This window comes from Kocuria sp. MNB10 (assembly GCF_054073685.1).
Window position 1 is genome coordinate 2778930 of sequence record NZ_CM133411.1, and the last position, 16479, is coordinate 2795408.

General features: G+C 65.7%; 11 protein-coding genes. 9 read left to right on the top strand and 2 right to left on the bottom strand.

Going from position 1 to position 16479, the window contains the following annotated elements:
- The first annotated feature begins 34 nt into the window (after positions 1 to 34).
- From ACW9PK_RS12690 to ACW9PK_RS12730, 9 genes are all read left to right on the top strand, one after another.
- The gene (locus ACW9PK_RS12690; RefSeq protein WP_240505726.1) at positions 35 to 1057 is read left to right on the top strand and encodes an LCP family protein; all 1023 of its coding nucleotides are present in this window, start codon (positions 35 to 37) and stop codon (positions 1055 to 1057) included.
- Positions 1058 to 1179: 122 nt separating this feature from the next.
- On the top strand, positions 1180 to 2586 hold the full coding sequence (locus tag ACW9PK_RS12695) for a glycosyltransferase family 4 protein (protein WP_457016119.1): 1407 nt from the start codon (positions 1180 to 1182) through the stop codon (positions 2584 to 2586).
- On the top strand, positions 2583 to 4559 hold the full coding sequence (locus ACW9PK_RS12700; protein ID WP_457016121.1) for a glycosyltransferase family 4 protein: 1977 nt from the start codon (positions 2583 to 2585) through the stop codon (positions 4557 to 4559). The genes ACW9PK_RS12695 and ACW9PK_RS12700 overlap by 4 nt, the downstream gene beginning before the upstream one ends.
- Positions 4552 to 5454 (top strand): ABC transporter permease, encoded by a 903-nt coding sequence (locus ACW9PK_RS12705; protein WP_457016123.1) that lies wholly within the window; start codon positions 4552 to 4554, stop codon positions 5452 to 5454. Before ACW9PK_RS12700 ends, ACW9PK_RS12705 begins: the two co-directional genes overlap by 8 nt.
- Complete coding sequence (locus ACW9PK_RS12710) at positions 5444 to 6406, top strand: ABC transporter ATP-binding protein (RefSeq protein ID WP_457016125.1); 963 nt, start codon at positions 5444 to 5446, stop codon at positions 6404 to 6406. Before ACW9PK_RS12705 ends, ACW9PK_RS12710 begins: the two co-directional genes overlap by 11 nt.
- Entirely contained in the window at positions 6403 to 8328 is a 1926-nt protein-coding gene (locus ACW9PK_RS12715; RefSeq protein ID WP_457016126.1) for a glycosyltransferase family protein, read from the top strand. The genes ACW9PK_RS12710 and ACW9PK_RS12715 overlap by 4 nt, the downstream gene beginning before the upstream one ends.
- A gap of 88 nt (positions 8329 to 8416) precedes the next feature.
- Positions 8417 to 9664, top strand: a complete 1248-nt coding sequence (wecC, locus tag ACW9PK_RS12720; RefSeq protein ID WP_131332921.1) for a UDP-N-acetyl-D-mannosamine dehydrogenase — start codon at positions 8417 to 8419, stop codon at positions 9662 to 9664.
- 287 nt (positions 9665 to 9951) lie between these two features.
- The gene (locus ACW9PK_RS12725; RefSeq protein WP_457016129.1) at positions 9952 to 10308 is read left to right on the top strand and encodes a hypothetical protein; all 357 of its coding nucleotides are present in this window, start codon (positions 9952 to 9954) and stop codon (positions 10306 to 10308) included.
- Positions 10299 to 12971 carry a glycosyltransferase gene (locus tag ACW9PK_RS12730; RefSeq protein WP_457016131.1) on the top strand — a complete coding sequence of 891 codons (2673 nt, stop codon included), beginning with the start codon at positions 10299 to 10301 and terminating at the stop codon, positions 12969 to 12971. Before ACW9PK_RS12725 ends, ACW9PK_RS12730 begins: the two co-directional genes overlap by 10 nt.
- 74 nt (positions 12972 to 13045) lie before the next feature.
- Here the strand turns inward: ACW9PK_RS12730 and ACW9PK_RS12735 are convergent, their stop codons facing one another.
- Together ACW9PK_RS12735 and ACW9PK_RS12740 are read right to left on the bottom strand one after the other, a co-directional pair.
- Positions 13046 to 14023, bottom strand: a complete 978-nt coding sequence (locus ACW9PK_RS12735; protein ID WP_457016133.1) for a hypothetical protein — start codon at positions 14021 to 14023, stop codon at positions 13046 to 13048.
- 442 nt (positions 14024 to 14465) lie between these two features.
- Positions 14466 to 16418: a hypothetical protein gene (locus ACW9PK_RS12740; RefSeq protein WP_457016134.1), complete on the bottom strand. Its 1953-nt coding sequence runs from the start codon at positions 16416 to 16418 to the stop codon at positions 14466 to 14468.
- Positions 16419 to 16479: the final 61 nt, after the last annotated feature.

Below are 16479 nucleotides of genomic sequence, written 5' to 3' on the forward strand. Positions count from 1 at the left end.
TTCCGACCCCCCACCCACGGAGTGCCACGTGTCCATGAACCAGTTCGAGTTCGACGAAGAACAGTCCCGCCCGCGCGGAAAACACACCGGACGCAACATCCTGCTCACGGTGCTGGCCCTCCTGCTGGTCGTGGGCGTGGTCGCCGGTCTGTTCGTGTGGAACCTGGGTCGCAACTTCGACCGTGGGGCCTCGACCCTGGAATCGGCGTTCCCCGAGGAGTCGGCCCGCCCGGCCAAGGGCTCCGCCCAGGACGCCGGCACCACCGTGTTGCTCCTGGGTTCGGACAAGCGCCCCGACGGTGTGGACCCCAACGTCACCGGCTCCCGCGCGGACTCCATCATGCTGCTGCACATCCCCGAGGACGGGGGGCAGATGTACGTCATGTCCATCATGCGCGACACGTGGGTGGACATCCCCGGGGTGGGGGAGTCCAAGATCAACGCCGCCCTGGACCACGGCGGGATGCCGCTCATGGTCGAGACCATCGAGCAGAACTTCGGCACCCGCGTGGACGAGGTCGCGCTCGTGGACTTCGCGGGCTTCGAAGGCCTCACCAATGCCCTGGGCGGGGTGACGGTCAACGTCCCCGAGGCCTTCACTTCCCAGGACGGACACCGCTTCGAGGCCGGGCCCCAGGAGCTGAGCGGGGAACAGGCGCTCGCGTTCGTGCGGGAGCGCTATGCGTTCTCGGACGGTGACTACCAGCGGGTGCGCAATCAGCGCGCGTACCTGCAGGCCATGATCAACAAGCTCGTCAGCGCCGGCACCCTGACCAATCCGCTGAAACTCAACGAGGTGGTCAAGGAGATCTCCCCGTACCTGACCGTGAGTGACGGCCTCACCTCCGGGTGGATCGCCCAACAGGCCCCCAAGCTCGTGGGCCTGAGCAGCAGTGACATCCACATGTTCACGGTGCCCAACAACGGCGTGGGCACCTCCGCGGACGGCCAGTCGATCATCGTCGCGGACACCGACGCCATGCAACGGATCGGCAAGGCCATCTCCGACGGCACCCTGGACCAGTACGCCACGTCCCTGGACCAGCAAGGCCAGTAACCGCTCGACCACCTCCCCTCATCCCGACTCGTGACCCCCCCCGCGAGAGGCCCATGAACAGCACACCATCCCCCGCAACCGGTACCCCACCGGGTGACCAGCCCCCGTTGAAGGTGCTGCTCATGGCCAGTTCCTACTGGCCCGAGCACTCGCCGCCCCAGCGGCGCTGGTACTCGCTCGTGAGCCACCTGCGGGAGCGAGGATGGACCGTGTCCGTGGTGTGTCCCGTGGCGCACTACGGGGCGGGCCCGGACTACTCCACGCGGACCCGCGGCCGGGCGTGGCGGCGGCAGGCGGGGTTCCTGGGTGAACACATCTACCGGGTGCCCTACGTGTTCCTCGGGGACAATCGCGCCGGGAAGTTGCTGGACCAGCTCGTGAGCGCGGCCGCGTCCGTGGCACGCGGGCTGTTCACGGGCCGCCAGAACGTCGTGGTGGTCACGGCGCCGTCGTTACCGTTGCTGGCGTCCGCGTTGCTCGTGGCGCGCGTCAAGGGGATCCCCCTGGTCGTGGAGATGCGGGACGCGTGGCCCAACCTGGCCGAGGACGCCTCCCTGGTGCGCGGCGGGTCCAAGTCCGTGGTCAACCGCGCCGTGGTGTACGTGCAGAACCGCGCGGACCTCGTGGTCACGGTGACCCAGGGCTTCGCGCGCACCCTGCGCGAACGAGGGGTGCACAACGTGGTCACGGTGCGCAACGGCATCCTCCTGGAGCGCACACCGCAGCTGCCCCCGCCTCCGGCACGGCGGCGCGCGCTGCGGGTGCTGTACCTGGGCAACCACGGCGAGTCCCAGTCCCTGGACCGGCTCATCCGCGCCGCCCACCTGGCCGGGGACTCGGTCCGTCTCACACTCGTGGGTCACGGCAGCCGCAAGCCCGCACTGCAGCAGCTGGCGCACAGGCTCGGCGCCAACGTGGAGTTTCTGCCCCCGGAGTACCGCGAACGCGTGTTCGAGCGCTATCGGGACGCGGACTCGGTCGTGATCTCCCTGCGTGACGACTGGAAGTCGTTCGAGGACACCATCCCCTCCAAGACCTACGAGGTGCTCGCCGTGGGCCGGCACATCACCGCGGTCGTTCGCGGCGAGGCCGCCCATGTGCTCACCGACGCGGGCGAGGGGGACATCGTGGCCTCCGATCCCGAGCAGATCGCCGCGCTGTGGCGCGCGCTCGAGGCCGACCGTTCGCGGCTGGTCCCCAGCGGGTCCGGCCGGGAATGGGTGCGGCACAACGCGGACTACGCGGACCTGTCCGTGCAGTACGACCAGCACCTGCGCGCCACCGTCCGCGAGTATTCCCGCGCGTGCGGTCAGGGCGTGCTACCCCGCCTGGGCAGGGTGCTGCGTGCCGTCACGCGCGGCGTCGCGGGGGTGGGTTCGCGCGAGTCGCCGTTCACCGCCCGTCCCGCCGCCGAGGCGGATTCCGGCACCCCTGACACCGACCACGCCTCTCGACATACCGACCACGCCTCTCGACGCCAAGGCGTCGCGGACGGGAGCCTCGGTGGCGTCGAGCGGATGGCCTCGTGAGCTCACGGCGCCGCGAACGGTCCCGTGAACTCGCGGTCAACGCGTGGCTCACGGCTCGCACGATCGGCCAGCACGTCACCGACGACCCCGTGGTCTTCTGGTTGCAGGTCTCCCGCCGGTTGCCGCGGCGCTGGGTCACCCCCGCGGCCCGCATCCTCTCACGGGTCCCCGGCCCGCGTTTTCTCGCCGCCCGGGCCACCGCCCTGCATGTCCTGGGGGACGACGACGCTGCTCGCGCCGCCCCCTCCCGCGCTCTCGCCTCTGCAGGGAATTCGGAGCTCACGACGCAGGACCCGGGTCACGAGCACCGGGAACACGCAGGGCCGGACCAGACGCGTCCGGGCCCGCCGCGGCCGAGAACGGCGCTGAGCTCCCTGGCGCGGGGGGGCAGGAACGGAGACACATCGGCGTCGTTACGCGGCGGCGCGGAAGTGGCCCTGAGCATGGGGGACACCGGCCTCACCGCGAGCTTGCTCGCCGCACTCCCCGCCGACCATCCGGGAGCGGCTGCGACCCGCGCGCGCCTCGAGTGGTACCACGGCAACGTGGACCGCGCCGTGGAGGTGCTGGGCGACGCCGAGGCCCTCCGGCGGGCCACCCGCGGTGAACGAGCCCTCGCGCGCCGCCTGGCCGCCGAGCGGGACCTGCTGGGCGACTTCTTCCCGCGGCTGGAACTTGTGCGCGATTACCGGCCCAGGGACCGCACCGTGCTCTACGCCGTGACCAACTCCCTGCCGCACACCGCGAGCGGCTATGCGCAGCGCTCGCACTCGTACCTCACCGCACTGCGGGACGAGGGGTGGGACGTCCACGCCATGACCCGCCCGGGGTACCCCGTGCAGGTGGGCAAGGTGCTCGCCCGCCACACAGACGTTGTGGACGGCATCCCGTACCACCGCGTGCTTCCGCGGCGGCTGTCCGCGACCGCCACGGGACGTGTGCAGCAACACGCGCACGCGCTACTGGAGCTCGCGCTGCGCACGCGGCCCGCTGTCCTGCACGCCACGAGCCATTATGTCAACGCGTTGGCCGTACACGCGGTGGCCCAGGCTTTGGGTATCCCGTGGGTCTACGAGGTTCGCGGACTCCTCGCGGACACGTGGGCCGCGACCCGTCCGCCGGAGGCCCTCACGTCCGAGCGCTACGAGCGCTTCCAGGCTCGCGAGGCGTGGGCCGTGACCACCGCGGACCGCACCGTGACGCTGGGCACGGAAATGGCCCGGCGACTCGAGGAGCTGCCTACACCGGCATCCGTCTCCGAAAACCCCCTGCGCGTGGATCTGGCCCCCAACGCCGTGGGTGGGGCCCTCGTGGAGAACGCACCGTCCCGACACGACGCCCGCGCCGCCCTGGGCCTCACCCAAGAGACGTTTCTGATCGGCACCGTGACCTCCGTGGTGGACTACGAGGGCATTGATGACCTGTTGCGCGCCGCGGCCCAACTGCGCCCGCACATACCGTCCCTGGAGGTGCTCGTGGTGGGGGACGGCGTGGCCCGCCCCACCCTGCAGCGGCTGGCCCGCGAGCTCGGTCTCGAGGACGTCGTGACCTTCACCGGCCGCGTGGACCGAGCCCTCGCACCGCAGTACACCGCGGCCCTGGACGTCTTTGTGATCCCGCGCAAGGACCGCTCCGTGACCCGCGCGGTGACCCCCCTGAAGCCGGTCGAGGCCATGGCTGCGCGCACCGCCGTGGTCGCAAGTGATCTGCCCGCCCTGCGCGAGAGCGTGCGCCACGACGAGACCGGGCTGCTCACACCGCCCGAGGACCCGGACACCCTTGCCGAGACACTGTTCGGCCTGGCCCGGGACCCCGAGCGCCGCGAACGCCTCGCGAACGCCGGACGGGACTGGGTAGTCGCACACAGGACGTGGCGGGTGATCGCCCAGCAGGCCTCCACGCGGTATGGTGAATTGAATGAAGACGTCCCCCGGACAGCGATCTACCCCCCGAGGAGACCGGAGCATGACTAGCAGCACCGCCCAGGTCAGCGGGGGACTCGGGCAACCGGAGGACCGCACCGTCGAGACCTTCGACCCCACCGCGATGCACGCCGTGGGCGCCCGCCCGCCCTTGCGTAAGTACCTCCAGGACCTGTGGGCCTCCCGTTACTTCATCCTCTACGACGCCCGTGTCCGCCTGGCCGTGAGCCAGGACCACACCCTGCTGGGCAAGGCGTGGATCGTGCTCAACCCGCTGCTACTGGGCTTTACGTTCTATCTCATCTTCGGGCTGCTGCTGCGCACCGGCCGGGGAATCGACAACTTCGTCGCGTTCATCGTGCTCGGACTCACGATGTTCTTGTACAGTTCCCGCTCCGTCGTCTCCGTCTCCCGCTCCATGACCTCCGCCAAGGCGCTTGTGCGCGGCTTCATGTTCCCGCGTGCCGCGCTCACGCTGTCCATCGTGGTGCGGGATGCCATGACACAGCTCTACGCTCTCGCGGCGATCCTGGTGTTCCTGCTGATCGTCCCGCCCCTGGAGCCCATCTCGTGGACGTGGCTGCTGCTGATCCCCGTCTTCGTACTGCAGAGCATCTTCAACTGGGGACTGGGCATGCTCCTGGCCCCGGCGGTGCACCGGATCCCGGACGTCTCCAACATCCTGTCCTTCTTCATGCGGCTGTGGATGTACTCGTCCGGCATCTTCTACGACCCTTCCCGCTTCGTGGACGACGAGCGCATTCTGGCCCTGTTCCACTTCAACCCCCTGTACCAGGTGCTCTACATCAGCCGCGATCTGGTGCTGCGCGCGCAGGTTCCCAGCTGGTCCTCGTGGGCCGTGTTGGTCACGGCATCCCTCGGGATCCTGATCGTGGGGTTCCTTGTGTTCTGGCGCAACGAGGAGAGCTATGCGGATGAACGCTAGGCACGACGGCGTCGCATCGCACGCCCCGGGTACGTCGGGTGTTTCCGCGCAGCGCCTCAGCGGTGTGCCCGCCCCCGGCGACGGCGCTCCCGCACCTGCGCGGGAACCCGGCGCCGGGCCCGCCGTGGTGATCGACCACGTGAGCATGATCTACAACGTCACGTCCACGGGCGGTGGGGACGAGGTCCCGGTCTCCGCGCCGGTGCGATGGGCCCGGCGAGCGCTCGGGCGGCCCCCGATCGTGCGTAACCTGGCCGTCCACGACGTCACGCTCGCGGTACACCAGGGCGAGTTCGTGGGGTTTATCGGGCGCAACGGGTCCGGGAAGTCCACGCTCATGAACATCGTGGCCGGGCAGATAAATCCTACGTCGGGGCGGGTCTACTCAGTGGACACCCCTGTGAAACTGGGGGTCAACGTCTCCCTGGTCCCGGCGCTGTCCGGGGAGAAGAACATTCGCCTGGGCTGCCTGGCGCAGGGTATGCACCCGCGCCGGGTGGACGAGATCCTGCCGGAGCTCGTGGAGGTAGCTGCGCTGGGCAAAGCCATCCACTGGCCCATGAAGGCATACTCCTCCGGGATGGCCGCGCGCTTACGGTTCGCCGTGGCCACCGCCACGGACCCGCACATCCTCATCCTGGACGAGGCTCTGTCCACCGGGGACGCCCAGTTCCGCGAACGCGGGCAGGCCCGCATGGCCCAGATCCGCGAACAAGCCGGGTGTGTGCTGTTCGTATCCCACTCGATGAACGAGGTACGGGAGATGTGCACCCGGGTGGTGTGGCTGGACCAGGGGGACACCCTCATGGACGGTGACCCCGAGACCGTCACGGAGGAGTACGAGCAGTTCATGAAGCAGCTCGCCGCCGGCAACAACCTGGCCGCCCACAAACGTAAGTTCGAGCTGATGGATCGGCTCGTGCGCACCGAACTGCGGGAGGTGCACGCGTGAGTCCCCGCTCGCTGACCGGTGATCTGCGCACCCAGTTGTGGCACCTGCGCCACGGCGGGGTGTCCCAGTGGCGGACCTACCGGCGCCGGGCGGGACTGCCCGCGGGACCGTCCGCGAGCGCCGTCGTCACCGGAGCCGGCCGCGACGCCGCCTCCGCCGGGAACGACGGCGCGCAGCGCACGGTCTCGTTCGCGGCACAGGAGTGGCCCGAGCGCGCACCGGTGCGCGGGGACCTCACCGCCGCGGTGATCCTGGACGACTTCTCCTTGCGTGCCTTCCACTACGAGTGGCACCAGGTGGTGCTCACGCGGCGGGACTGGCGCGCCGAACTGGCTGCGCAGCCCGTGGACCTGCTGTTCGTGGAGTCCGCGTGGCACGGCAACGCGGACGAGTGGCAGTACCAACTCACCGGGACCTCGGGCGTGAAGGAGTCGATGCGCGAGCTCGTGGCCCACTGCCGCGAGCAGGGAATCCCCACGGTGTTCTGGAACAAGGAGGACCCGCCGCACTACGACGACTTCCTGGAGTGCGCGCGACTGTTCGACATCGTGTTCACCACGGACGTCAACAAGATCCCCGACTACCACCGGGACCTGGGCCACGACCGCGTGGGGGTGCTACCCTTCGCCGCGCAACCCGCCGTGCACAACCCCGCGCGGCCCCGCAACGGGTTCCACGAGCGGGACGTGGCCTTCGGGGGGATGTACTTCGCCCACAAGTTCCCCGAGCGGCGCGAGCAGATGGACGTGCTGCTCGGCGGCGCACATGATGCCTCGGCGAAACTTGACAGGGGGCTCGAGATCTTCTCCCGCTACCTGGGCCAGGACGAGCGCTACCAGTTCCCCGAGCCCCTGGACCAGCATGTGGTGGGCTCGCTGGGTTACGACCAGATGCTCACCGCCTACAAGGCGTACCGGGTCTTCCTCAACGTGAACTCGGTCGTGGATTCCCCGTCCATGTGCGCGCGGAGGATCTTCGAGATCACCGCGTGCGGCACCCCCGTGGTCTCCACACCGTCCGAGGCCGTGCGACGGTATTTCTCCCACGACCAACTGTCCGTTGTTGCGGACCGCGAGCACGCCGCGGACGTCATCCGTGCCCTCGTGCGCAGCCCGGAACTGGCAGATCGCATGGTACACCGCGCGCAGCGCGAGATCTGGGCGCAGCACACCTACACGCACCGCGTGGAGACGATCGTGGAACGCGTCGTCCCGCAGCTCGCCGTCGCCCGCACCCGGCCCAGCGTCACCGTGTTGCTGTGCACCAACCGCCCGCATCGACTCCCGGACGCCCTGCGCGGGATCGCGGCCCAGGTGGACGTGGAGCTGGACGTGGTGCTCGTGGCCCACGGCTTCGACCCGCGGGCGCGGGACGTCCAGCGCGTCGTCGAGGACTGCGGGATCCAGCGCGTGACCACCGTGGCCGCGGACGCGTCCCTCACGCTGGGGGAGTGCCTCAACCTCGCGGTCGAGCACGCCACCGGGGACGTGCTGTCCAAGATGGACGACGACGACTACTACGCCCCGCGTTACCTCGCCGACCTCTTGGACGCCCTGCGTTACGCGAACGCGGACGTGGTGGGCAAGCAGGGGCACTACATGTACGTGGAGTCTCAGGACGCCACCCTGGTGCGCTTCCCACACCGCGAGCACCGATACACGGACTTCGTCATGGGGCCCACGATCACGGGCTACCGCCAGGTCTTCCGGCAGATCCCGTTCCAGCGGCGCAGCACGGGGGAGGACACGTCCTTCCTGGCCGCGGTGCGCGAAGCCGGCTACGTCATCTACTCGGCAGACCGCTTCAATTTCGTCCAGTTCCGCGGCTCGGACAGCCACACGTGGCAGGTGTCCGACGCCGCTGCGCTGGCCTCGGGACGTGTCGTCATGTTCGGGGACAGCACCCGTCACGTGACGATATGATCCTAAGGATTCTGCATGTTTACGTTGAAAATGAATGGAAGTTCCGGTCAATCGGAACGAACCAGCAAACGCGTGGTGAGGTGCGTCAATGAGTGAGCCGTTGGAAGTCGTGTTCGTGGGGCTGGGGTACATCGGGTTACCCACCGCCGTGGTCATGGCGAATCACGGGGTGCGGGTCCACGGCGTGGACGTGAACGCCTCCGCGGTGGAGCGGATCCAGCGCGGCGAGGTCACGATCGTGGAGCCGGGGCTCGAGGAGCAGCTCAAGAAGGCGATCGACAGCGGCCAGCTCACCGCGACGACCGAGATGCAGCACGGTGACGCGTTCGTGATCGCGGTGCCCACCCCGTTCAAGGAGAACTACGAGGGCGACCTGTCCTACATCCTCTCCGCGGCCGAATCCATCGCTCCGCAGCTGCGTGGGGACGAGACCGTGATCCTCGAATCCACCTCCCCGCCACGCACCACGCAGACCCTGGCCCGCAAGATCATGGAGCTGCGTCCTGACCTGTCCCTGGACGGCGAGGACGGCAAGCCCGTGGTGTACTTCGCGTATTGCCCCGAGCGCATCCTGCCGGGCAAGGCGCTCGAGGAACTGATCAGCAACGACCGCATCATCGGCGGCAGCACCCCCGAGGCCGCGCGCCGCGCCAAGGAGGTCTACGCGTCCTTCTGTCAGGGTGAACTGCTCGCCACGGACGACGTCACGGCGGAGATGTCCAAGCTCACGGAGAACTCATTCCGTGACGTGAACATCGCGTTCGCCAACGAGCTGTCCCTGATCGCGGACAAGCTGGGCATCGACGTGTGGGAGCTCATCGAGCTGGCCAACCACCACCCGCGCGTGAACATCTTGCAGCCGGGCCCCGGCGTGGGCGGGCACTGCATCGCGGTGGACCCGTGGTTCATCGTGGCCGCGGACCGGGAGAACTCACGCCTGATCCGCACCGCCCGCGAGGTCAACGACGGGAAGCCGAAGTGGGTCATCTCCAAGGTGGAGGAAGCCTGCTCCCACGTGGAGTCCCCGGTGATCGCAGCCCTGGGCCTCGCGTTCAAGGCCAACATCGACGACCTGCGTGAATCCCCGGCCATGAACATCACCAAGGACCTGGCCGAGCACGTGAGCCACGCGACGGTCCTGGCCGTGGAGCCGAATGTCTCCGAGCTGCCGAAGGGTCTGCAAGGCCTGGCGAATGTGGAGTTCGCGGACTACCAGGACGCCATCGAGCGCGCGGACGTGGTCCTGCTGCTCGTGGACCACGACGAGTTCAAGACCCTGCCGGCCACCGCGCTCAAGGGCAAGGCCGTGGTGGACACCAAGGGTCTGTGGCGGTGAGAGCGGCAGAAGCTCGTGGTGTGCGTTCCCGCCTGGCAAGACCTTCACGGCCGGGTTCGGAACCATGCTCGGGCCGGGGTTCGGAGTAACGCGGGAAGTCGATTCATTTCCACGGCGAAGAGTGGCCGTTCCACGGCTCCAGAGACGGCCCCCGATCCCTCATGAACGCCGGATTACCGTTATCCCGCGAATGTCGTTGGGACGGGGCTAGCGCGGGTAGCTAGGACGCGCTCCCCGCCGAAGAATTCACGAATCCACCCACTGGTCAACCACAGAGGAGACATCACATGCCTGGACTCCCTACCGGCAACACCGTCAGTGTCCCTCCTGAGGGCGCGACGGCGGCCATAACTGCCAGCTTGATAGAACAGTCGGCGACCATTGCCAAGCTGTCCGCCGAACTGGTGGCAAGCTACGAGAAGGAACTCGCCTTTTTCGGGGCCCTCGAGTCCCGGGACCGAGCAATGAAAGATCTGGACAACTCCCGCCTCAAGAAGATCTGGTGGCTGGAGGCGGAGCTACGGAAAGAACGTAATCGATCGCGGCAGCTGACCGCCGATCTGGAAAAGCTAAAGGGCACTCGAATGGTCAAATGGCAGCGCAAGCTGTGGGGCGCACGGACGAAGTTGCGGTCATGGCGATGAATGCGGATGAGATTTCCAAGAGGCGCGTGAATGTCAAGGCTCGAATAGCTCAGCTCCGAAGCGAGGAGAAACAGGCACGCGCAGACAAGCACTGGTACAGCTCGAGAGCCTTCCAGCGGCAGGTTCAGAACAACCGGTCAGATCGGTTGCAGCCTGTGCTTTCGCCCGAGCAGTATCGGCAGTGGCTCGGAGGCAATCAGCGACGCGCGCAGGTGGAAGACCTTCTCGCTGCTGTGAACGATCTCCCGAGCACGGCCGGGACTCGAGTCCTCACACCGCATCCTGCCCGGGTGGCCATGGTTGCAGACACATTTCTCTACGAGACTTACGAGGGAACCGCCCGCGTCAGTTACGTGACTCCCGACAATTTTCGGGGCCTCGCTCGCGATGTCGATGTACTAATTGTCACCTCCACATGGCGTGGTCGTTTCGACGAGTGGCACAGCATCTTCGCTCCTGCGGGCCTGCTGCGCTCAGAGGTCATCCCGGCCTTCCGGTCCCACGGGGTCCCCGTGGTGTTCTACTCGAAGGAAGATCCGCCGAACTACGGACGGTTTCGGTCGCTCGCGACGGAAGCAGACGCCGTGTTTACGTCCGCCAGAGAGAAGATCAGTGACTACGCGGCGGCCTGCCCTAGGGCCCAGTCCGTTGACTCCCTCACCTTCGGAGTAAACCCTCTGATTCACACACCGATTGGCTCTCGACGCCACCGCGCGCCGGAAGTCCTTTTCGCGGGTTCCTGGCTGTCGCATAAGTACGCTGCCAGGCAGAAAGCGGCTCGACGAATTTTCGATGGGGTTTTGGATGCCGGTCGGGATCTCTTGATCATTGACCGCAACGCGGCCCTGGGCGATCCAAACTACTTCTACCCCCGGGAGTACATGGACCATGTGGGCCCAGGTGTCGGGCACCTGGAACTCATGAAGCTACAGCGTGCAGTGGACGTTCAGCTCAATCTGAACTCGGTGACCGATTCGGCCACGATGTACGCCAACCGCGTAGTCGAGCTGCAGGCCATGGGATCTTTCGTCCTCTCCAACTACTCATTGGCAGTGAACGACCTCTATCCCGAGGTTCAGCTGGTCGACCGGTCGGAAGAAATTCCGCTCATCCTCGACAACATGACGGGAGACCGGCTCTACCGCGCGCAAAACGACGGTCTTCGCCGGGTGTGGGAGCACGACACGGCGTGGCAGCGCATGCGGGAGATGCTGCTGGCTGTGGGAGCGCCTACGAGAACGCTCAGCGAACGGGTTGCTGTGGTTCCAGAACACGACACGCTGGTGGGCGAGGCAGCCAAGGTGGCCGCGTCACAGACGGTCCACACGGATGTTCTCGCCCCCCACGAAGTCCGCTCACGAGTTGCCGACTACGACGTCATCGTGCCCGTGTCGAACACACATGAATATAGCGCTACCCATGTGCGGGATCTCCTGAACGTTTTCAGATTCGCAGACGTGGACATCGCCGCAAAGAACGGGGAGGAGTTGGACGGTCGCATTATCAGCCGCGATGACCACGAAATCGTCGATGGCGCTTTCAGTAGCGCGAGGGCGGCATTGCGCACCGACGCGGCGGGGGGAGTGCTCGAGACCTGGATCACCACCGGCCGGGCAGCAGGACGGACATACAGCACCGCACCGTTCGGAGCGGGCCGCAAATCCGCCGAGAGCATTCGCCTGTCCACCCACAAGCCGCCTCGACTTTCCGTTGTGGTACCCGTCTACAACAACGGTAAACATCTCGTGTCCAAATGCTTCCGCTCACTGGAGCGGTCCACAATTTTCGACGAGATGGAGATTCTCCTCATCGACGACGGCTCGACGGACCGCGAAACGGTGCAAACCGTTCGAGAACTCGCTGCCCGCCACCCCAACGTGCGTGCCCATCTTTTTGAGACAGGCGGATCTGGGAGCGCATCCAGACCCCGCAATGAAGGTCTCAAGCTCGCATCTGCTCCCTACATCACGTATCTCGACCCCGATAACGAGGCGCTCAACGACGGGTATCAAACGCTGCTGAAGACCGTGGGCGATCTTCGCGTTCAGTTCGCGATCGGCGACATGGTGAAGCTCGCGGCCACGCGCCGGTACGTTTCCAACACCAAGCTCCTTGAGCAACATCTGCCCGCGGACCCGACGGGTGGGCTCCAGGTACCGGACGACGCGTTGGAACGCATCAGGTTCCAGCCCATGAGTATTCAGGCACTGGTGGCGGACACGGAATGGCTCCGATCCATCGGGCTGTACCAACCCGTAGGCGCCCTGGGCCAGGATTCGCTGGCGTTCCAGCAGATGCTCTACGGCGCGCGGCGTATTGCCACGGTTCGGCGGCCCATTCATGTCTATTATGGCGCGGTGTCGAACTCCATGATCAATACGGTGGGCCCAGGATTCTATGGAAAATACCTCGTTTTGGAGGAATACCGCAAGACGTGGCTGGAGTCCGCGGGGTTGCTGGAGACGTACTCCACTTTGCGAGCAGATCCGTTCTTCCGAGGGTGGCTTGTGGCCAAGTTCAATCAGTTTGTGTCGCAGGAGGACAAACCAGAAGCGCGAGAGTACCTAGATGCACTGTGTGCGATCTACGGCGTCACCCTGGAACCCGCCGATCCTGACCTGCCGGACTCACCGTTGCAGGTCCGCATGCGACAAACCGCGTAGCGGTTTCCTGCGTCTCGCCGACCGCACGGAGGCCGCAGCGACACCATAGCTCTGCCGCCCGGGTCTGTTGTGCGTCACCATAGGCCCTGTATCCCCGTATTTTCTGGGGCTTCATCGAACCGCGTGTCAATGGACTGGGGCGGTACCCGAGTCGGTGAGTGTAGCCAAGGGAGTGTGAGATTTTTGGGGAGAGGGTTGTGGCCAGCGACGGGATCCCGGTAAGCGATCGCGCGAACCATATCCCTGAATTCGGGGTGGTTGAGCAGGAACTGGCCCATGATACGGGCGTCGACTTCTCTGTCGTGGTTGGAATCGAGGTTCACCAGGTAGTCCACGGTACGGGGTCCGCGTCCCGGTGCGAGATTGTTCAAGATGTTGGTACGCCGTGGGTTGCGGGACCTTATGGTAGCGGGCAGTGCGTTCTCGAACCTTGCCGCCCGAAGTGCGTTGACACCTCCCGCCATCCACCGGGTCCAGTCGAACTGCGCGTTGTTGATGATTACTCTGCACCCGTTGTCAGAGGCGGCCATGCCAAGCGAGAGGAACCCTCCTGCCGAAGACCCGTAGTAGAGTCGGCCAGCGCCACTCACGACCCCGAGCCGTCTACTCACCGCGCGCACTACAGCCGCCATGTCCGGGACGACCCAGTGGCGTGCGGAAATCTGGCCCCATGCAAGGGGGAGGGCCCCTGGGCCAACCGTCCCGGGATCGCAGACGTAGATCAAGTGGCCCTGAATCTCGGTGTGCCATGAGGAGCGCTGGAACACCGGTTCTCCACCCGACCTCTCGAGGTCGACGGCCCCATTGCTGAGAATCACCGTTCGCGCAGCCCCCGGGCGGCGTACCACGAGAAGTGGCAGCACACCGCGGTCGGTCACGACGTCGAGCCGTTGAGGTGTGTCTGCCTCCAACCGGTGAGCAGGCCAGGTCGCGATCTCCGCCGCGTCAAGTACGAACACAGAGTTGGCGGTGTCGGGCAGGTAGGTGCGATCTGAGGGGTCGATACCCACCACCACACCGCATCTGGTCGCTTCCGTTTCCTCGAACTGCACCTCGCAAATGTTTGCGCGGGTTGCCTCTGACCATGAAGCGAGTCCGGGCTTGTCACGGAGGGCGGCGACTTCGAGACGCACAACTGAGCCAGCACGCAATCCTTTGATACTAACCCGCACCGGTCTTTTGTGGGCACCACCGTCCCACCGAGCTTTCACCACGTTGTCGACGGAAATCCTGTACACCCATGTGCCCACGGAGGCGGGGTGCGCGTAGTTGGTACGAACGGTGAAATACACGTTTCCCGGGGCCGGGACAGGAGCGAGACTGCGCGCCGACACAGAACCGGTTACGAAGGAATCGGGGGAGAGGAACACATCCGAACCGGGTGAATTGCAGACAACCCATCCCTCGGGGGGCGTCAGCCGAGCACACTCCCGGTCGATTTCGATGTCCATCTACACCATCCTGGTAGGGTCACGAGCACTGCTCTGGGACCGGTCATTGATCGGCGCCGCTGGTGTCGTCATCTGGTGCAGCTCCGACGCGTTGTTCACTGTAAGCGACGACCTCCGTGTGGGAAGCCCGGTGCCAGGATTCGGCACTCATAGTCTTCAGCGCTCTGATCTTGACCCACACCTCGTCACCGCGCCGCAGATGGGCTACGTCGACCACCGACGGCAGAGCGGACAGCGCAAGGTCCTGGCAATGTACCGTTCTAGCTCCCGAGCCCACATGGAGCTCCATGTGCCCCGTAGCGCGAGCGTTCTTCCATGGACTGTGCACGACGATGCGTGCGGAGCCCCGGTCCAGCTGGAATTCCCAGCCGAAACCCACTTCACCGTCTTTCACGAAGGTCGCTTCGGTGAATGCAAGTCCTGAACCGCGTGCATTTACTGGGTGGGTCGTTCCGTCCGGGCTGCGGTAGAAGGCGCGGTTTGGCTGCCGTCCCGTGGCATCCTGGAGCAGCTGAGCTTCCTCTGCGAAAAGCTCTGCTCGGCGCGTCATGGATGGCTGGTCGTTGAGATCGAAAGTGTTGAGTACCGGATTCTCCTGGTCGATTACCTGGAATATCGCGGCCTCGTCATATCGATCGTGAAGAGGGTAGGCCATGAAGAGATCGAGTATGCGACGGTGATTGACAGGCATCCACACGTCGAAGGCGACATCCGTTTCATTGCTCACTTCACTCATGAAGCGCCCCATGCGGACCTCCCAGTACGCCATGTCCTCCGGCCGGTAATCGGGTGGTAGGCGGTCGGATTCGAGACGCGCCATTTCCTCCCGGGTGGCAACGCGGCACATTTCCAGGTCCTCGGCAGAGAGGTGTCCGCGGGCGCGATCCAGCAGAAGCGCCTCGACGATCGGGTGCCAATCGGCGCCAGGCGCCACGTAGTTGTGACCCCGGGCCGTCTCCACTAGGTTGCCTCTGTAGAAGAGGGCACGTGGATTCGTGAAATTTTCAAGGTAGAGAGGAAGAAGCCATCTGCCGTGCTTGTGGATCGAGTTCCGGTCCAGAACGCCCTTGTCCAGCGTCTTGGATTTACGGGCATCGAAGTACAGAATCCTGTGCCTCAGCCCGGCGGCTGCCGCCAGGCCGGAAGACCGTACGATGTCGCGGCGGAGGATGTCATTGAACCTGCCTCGTCCTGGTGTCACATCCTTTGGTCCGTAGGTGAAAGCCTCAAATTCGTGCTCGTGTCCCTTGATGAAGGACATGAGCAGTCGCGAATCGGTCCCGGCGGTCACGGACATTATGTTCGGCCGACTCAGCTTCAGAACAGCGTCCAACTGCGCCCGCCACACCCTGCGAATTTCTGCCGAGCGCTGCTCGGCTGTCCAGCTCTTGAACGGGTTTTCATGTTGCGGAAAGAACCGCGTGGCGGTACGACTCTCCAGGTCTAGGAAGTGGTTGGGCAACAGGGCACGGATGTTCTTATCATCAGTGTGTTCCCACCTGCCTCCCAGCCTTAGGCGGGCCAGGGGATGGGTGTCCGGTGTCCCGGTGGCCATTCGAGCGAGGATGTCGTAGTGGGAGGCCACCACGCCGCGGTCCAGCCGCCAGTACACAGTGCGGTTTCCATGGGCATCGTGGTACACACGTGTGCTGCCACCGGCGTGGATGAGCACAGCGTACCGACCCCCCATGTCGTATAGCGCTCGTTCCACAAGCGAAAAACCCTTTGCCTTCACCGCAGCCGCCAGCAGCGTGCTTGCCAGGCCCTCGGTGGTCGCCCTGCCGAGTTCCGGGTCGTAGAGCAGGCCGATCCCGACGACAGCGGCCCAGTCCTCGCCCGTGACGGCAAGATCCCGGTCTGCCCATTCGTGGACGTCGAGGAGTGAGCCACCTGGCAGTTGCATCCGCTGGAATTGGGGAGTGGGAAGGTCAGGTATCCCGTGCTCGACTGCAAGATGGTAGACGAAACCGCGTGGGTACAGCTCGTAGTCACTCATGGGGACCCCCGTCTTCTCTTTTTTGCGTGGCCGCAGACAGGACGAGGGCCCGTACATCCCT

Excerpts from the sequence above, each read along its gene's own strand:
- ACW9PK_RS12690 (WP_240505726.1), top strand. The coding sequence starts at position 35 with ATGAACCAGTTCGAGTTCGACGAAGAACAGTCCCGCCCGCGCGGAAAA.
- ACW9PK_RS12695 (WP_457016119.1), top strand. The coding sequence starts at position 1,180 with ATGGCCAGTTCCTACTGGCCCGAGCACTCGCCGCCCCAGCGGCGCTGG.
- ACW9PK_RS12705 (WP_457016123.1), top strand. The coding sequence starts at position 4,552 with ATGACTAGCAGCACCGCCCAGGTCAGCGGGGGACTCGGGCAACCGGAG.
- ACW9PK_RS12710 (WP_457016125.1), top strand. The coding sequence starts at position 5,444 with ATGAACGCTAGGCACGACGGCGTCGCATCGCACGCCCCGGGTACGTCG.
- wecC (WP_131332921.1), top strand. The coding sequence starts at position 8,417 with ATGAGTGAGCCGTTGGAAGTCGTGTTCGTGGGGCTGGGGTACATCGGG.
- ACW9PK_RS12725 (WP_457016129.1), top strand. The coding sequence starts at position 9,952 with ATGCCTGGACTCCCTACCGGCAACACCGTCAGTGTCCCTCCTGAGGGC.
- ACW9PK_RS12730 (WP_457016131.1), top strand. The coding sequence starts at position 10,299 with ATGGCGATGAATGCGGATGAGATTTCCAAGAGGCGCGTGAATGTCAAG.
- ACW9PK_RS12740 (WP_457016134.1), bottom strand. The coding sequence starts at position 16,418 with ATGAGTGACTACGAGCTGTACCCACGCGGTTTCGTCTACCATCTTGCA.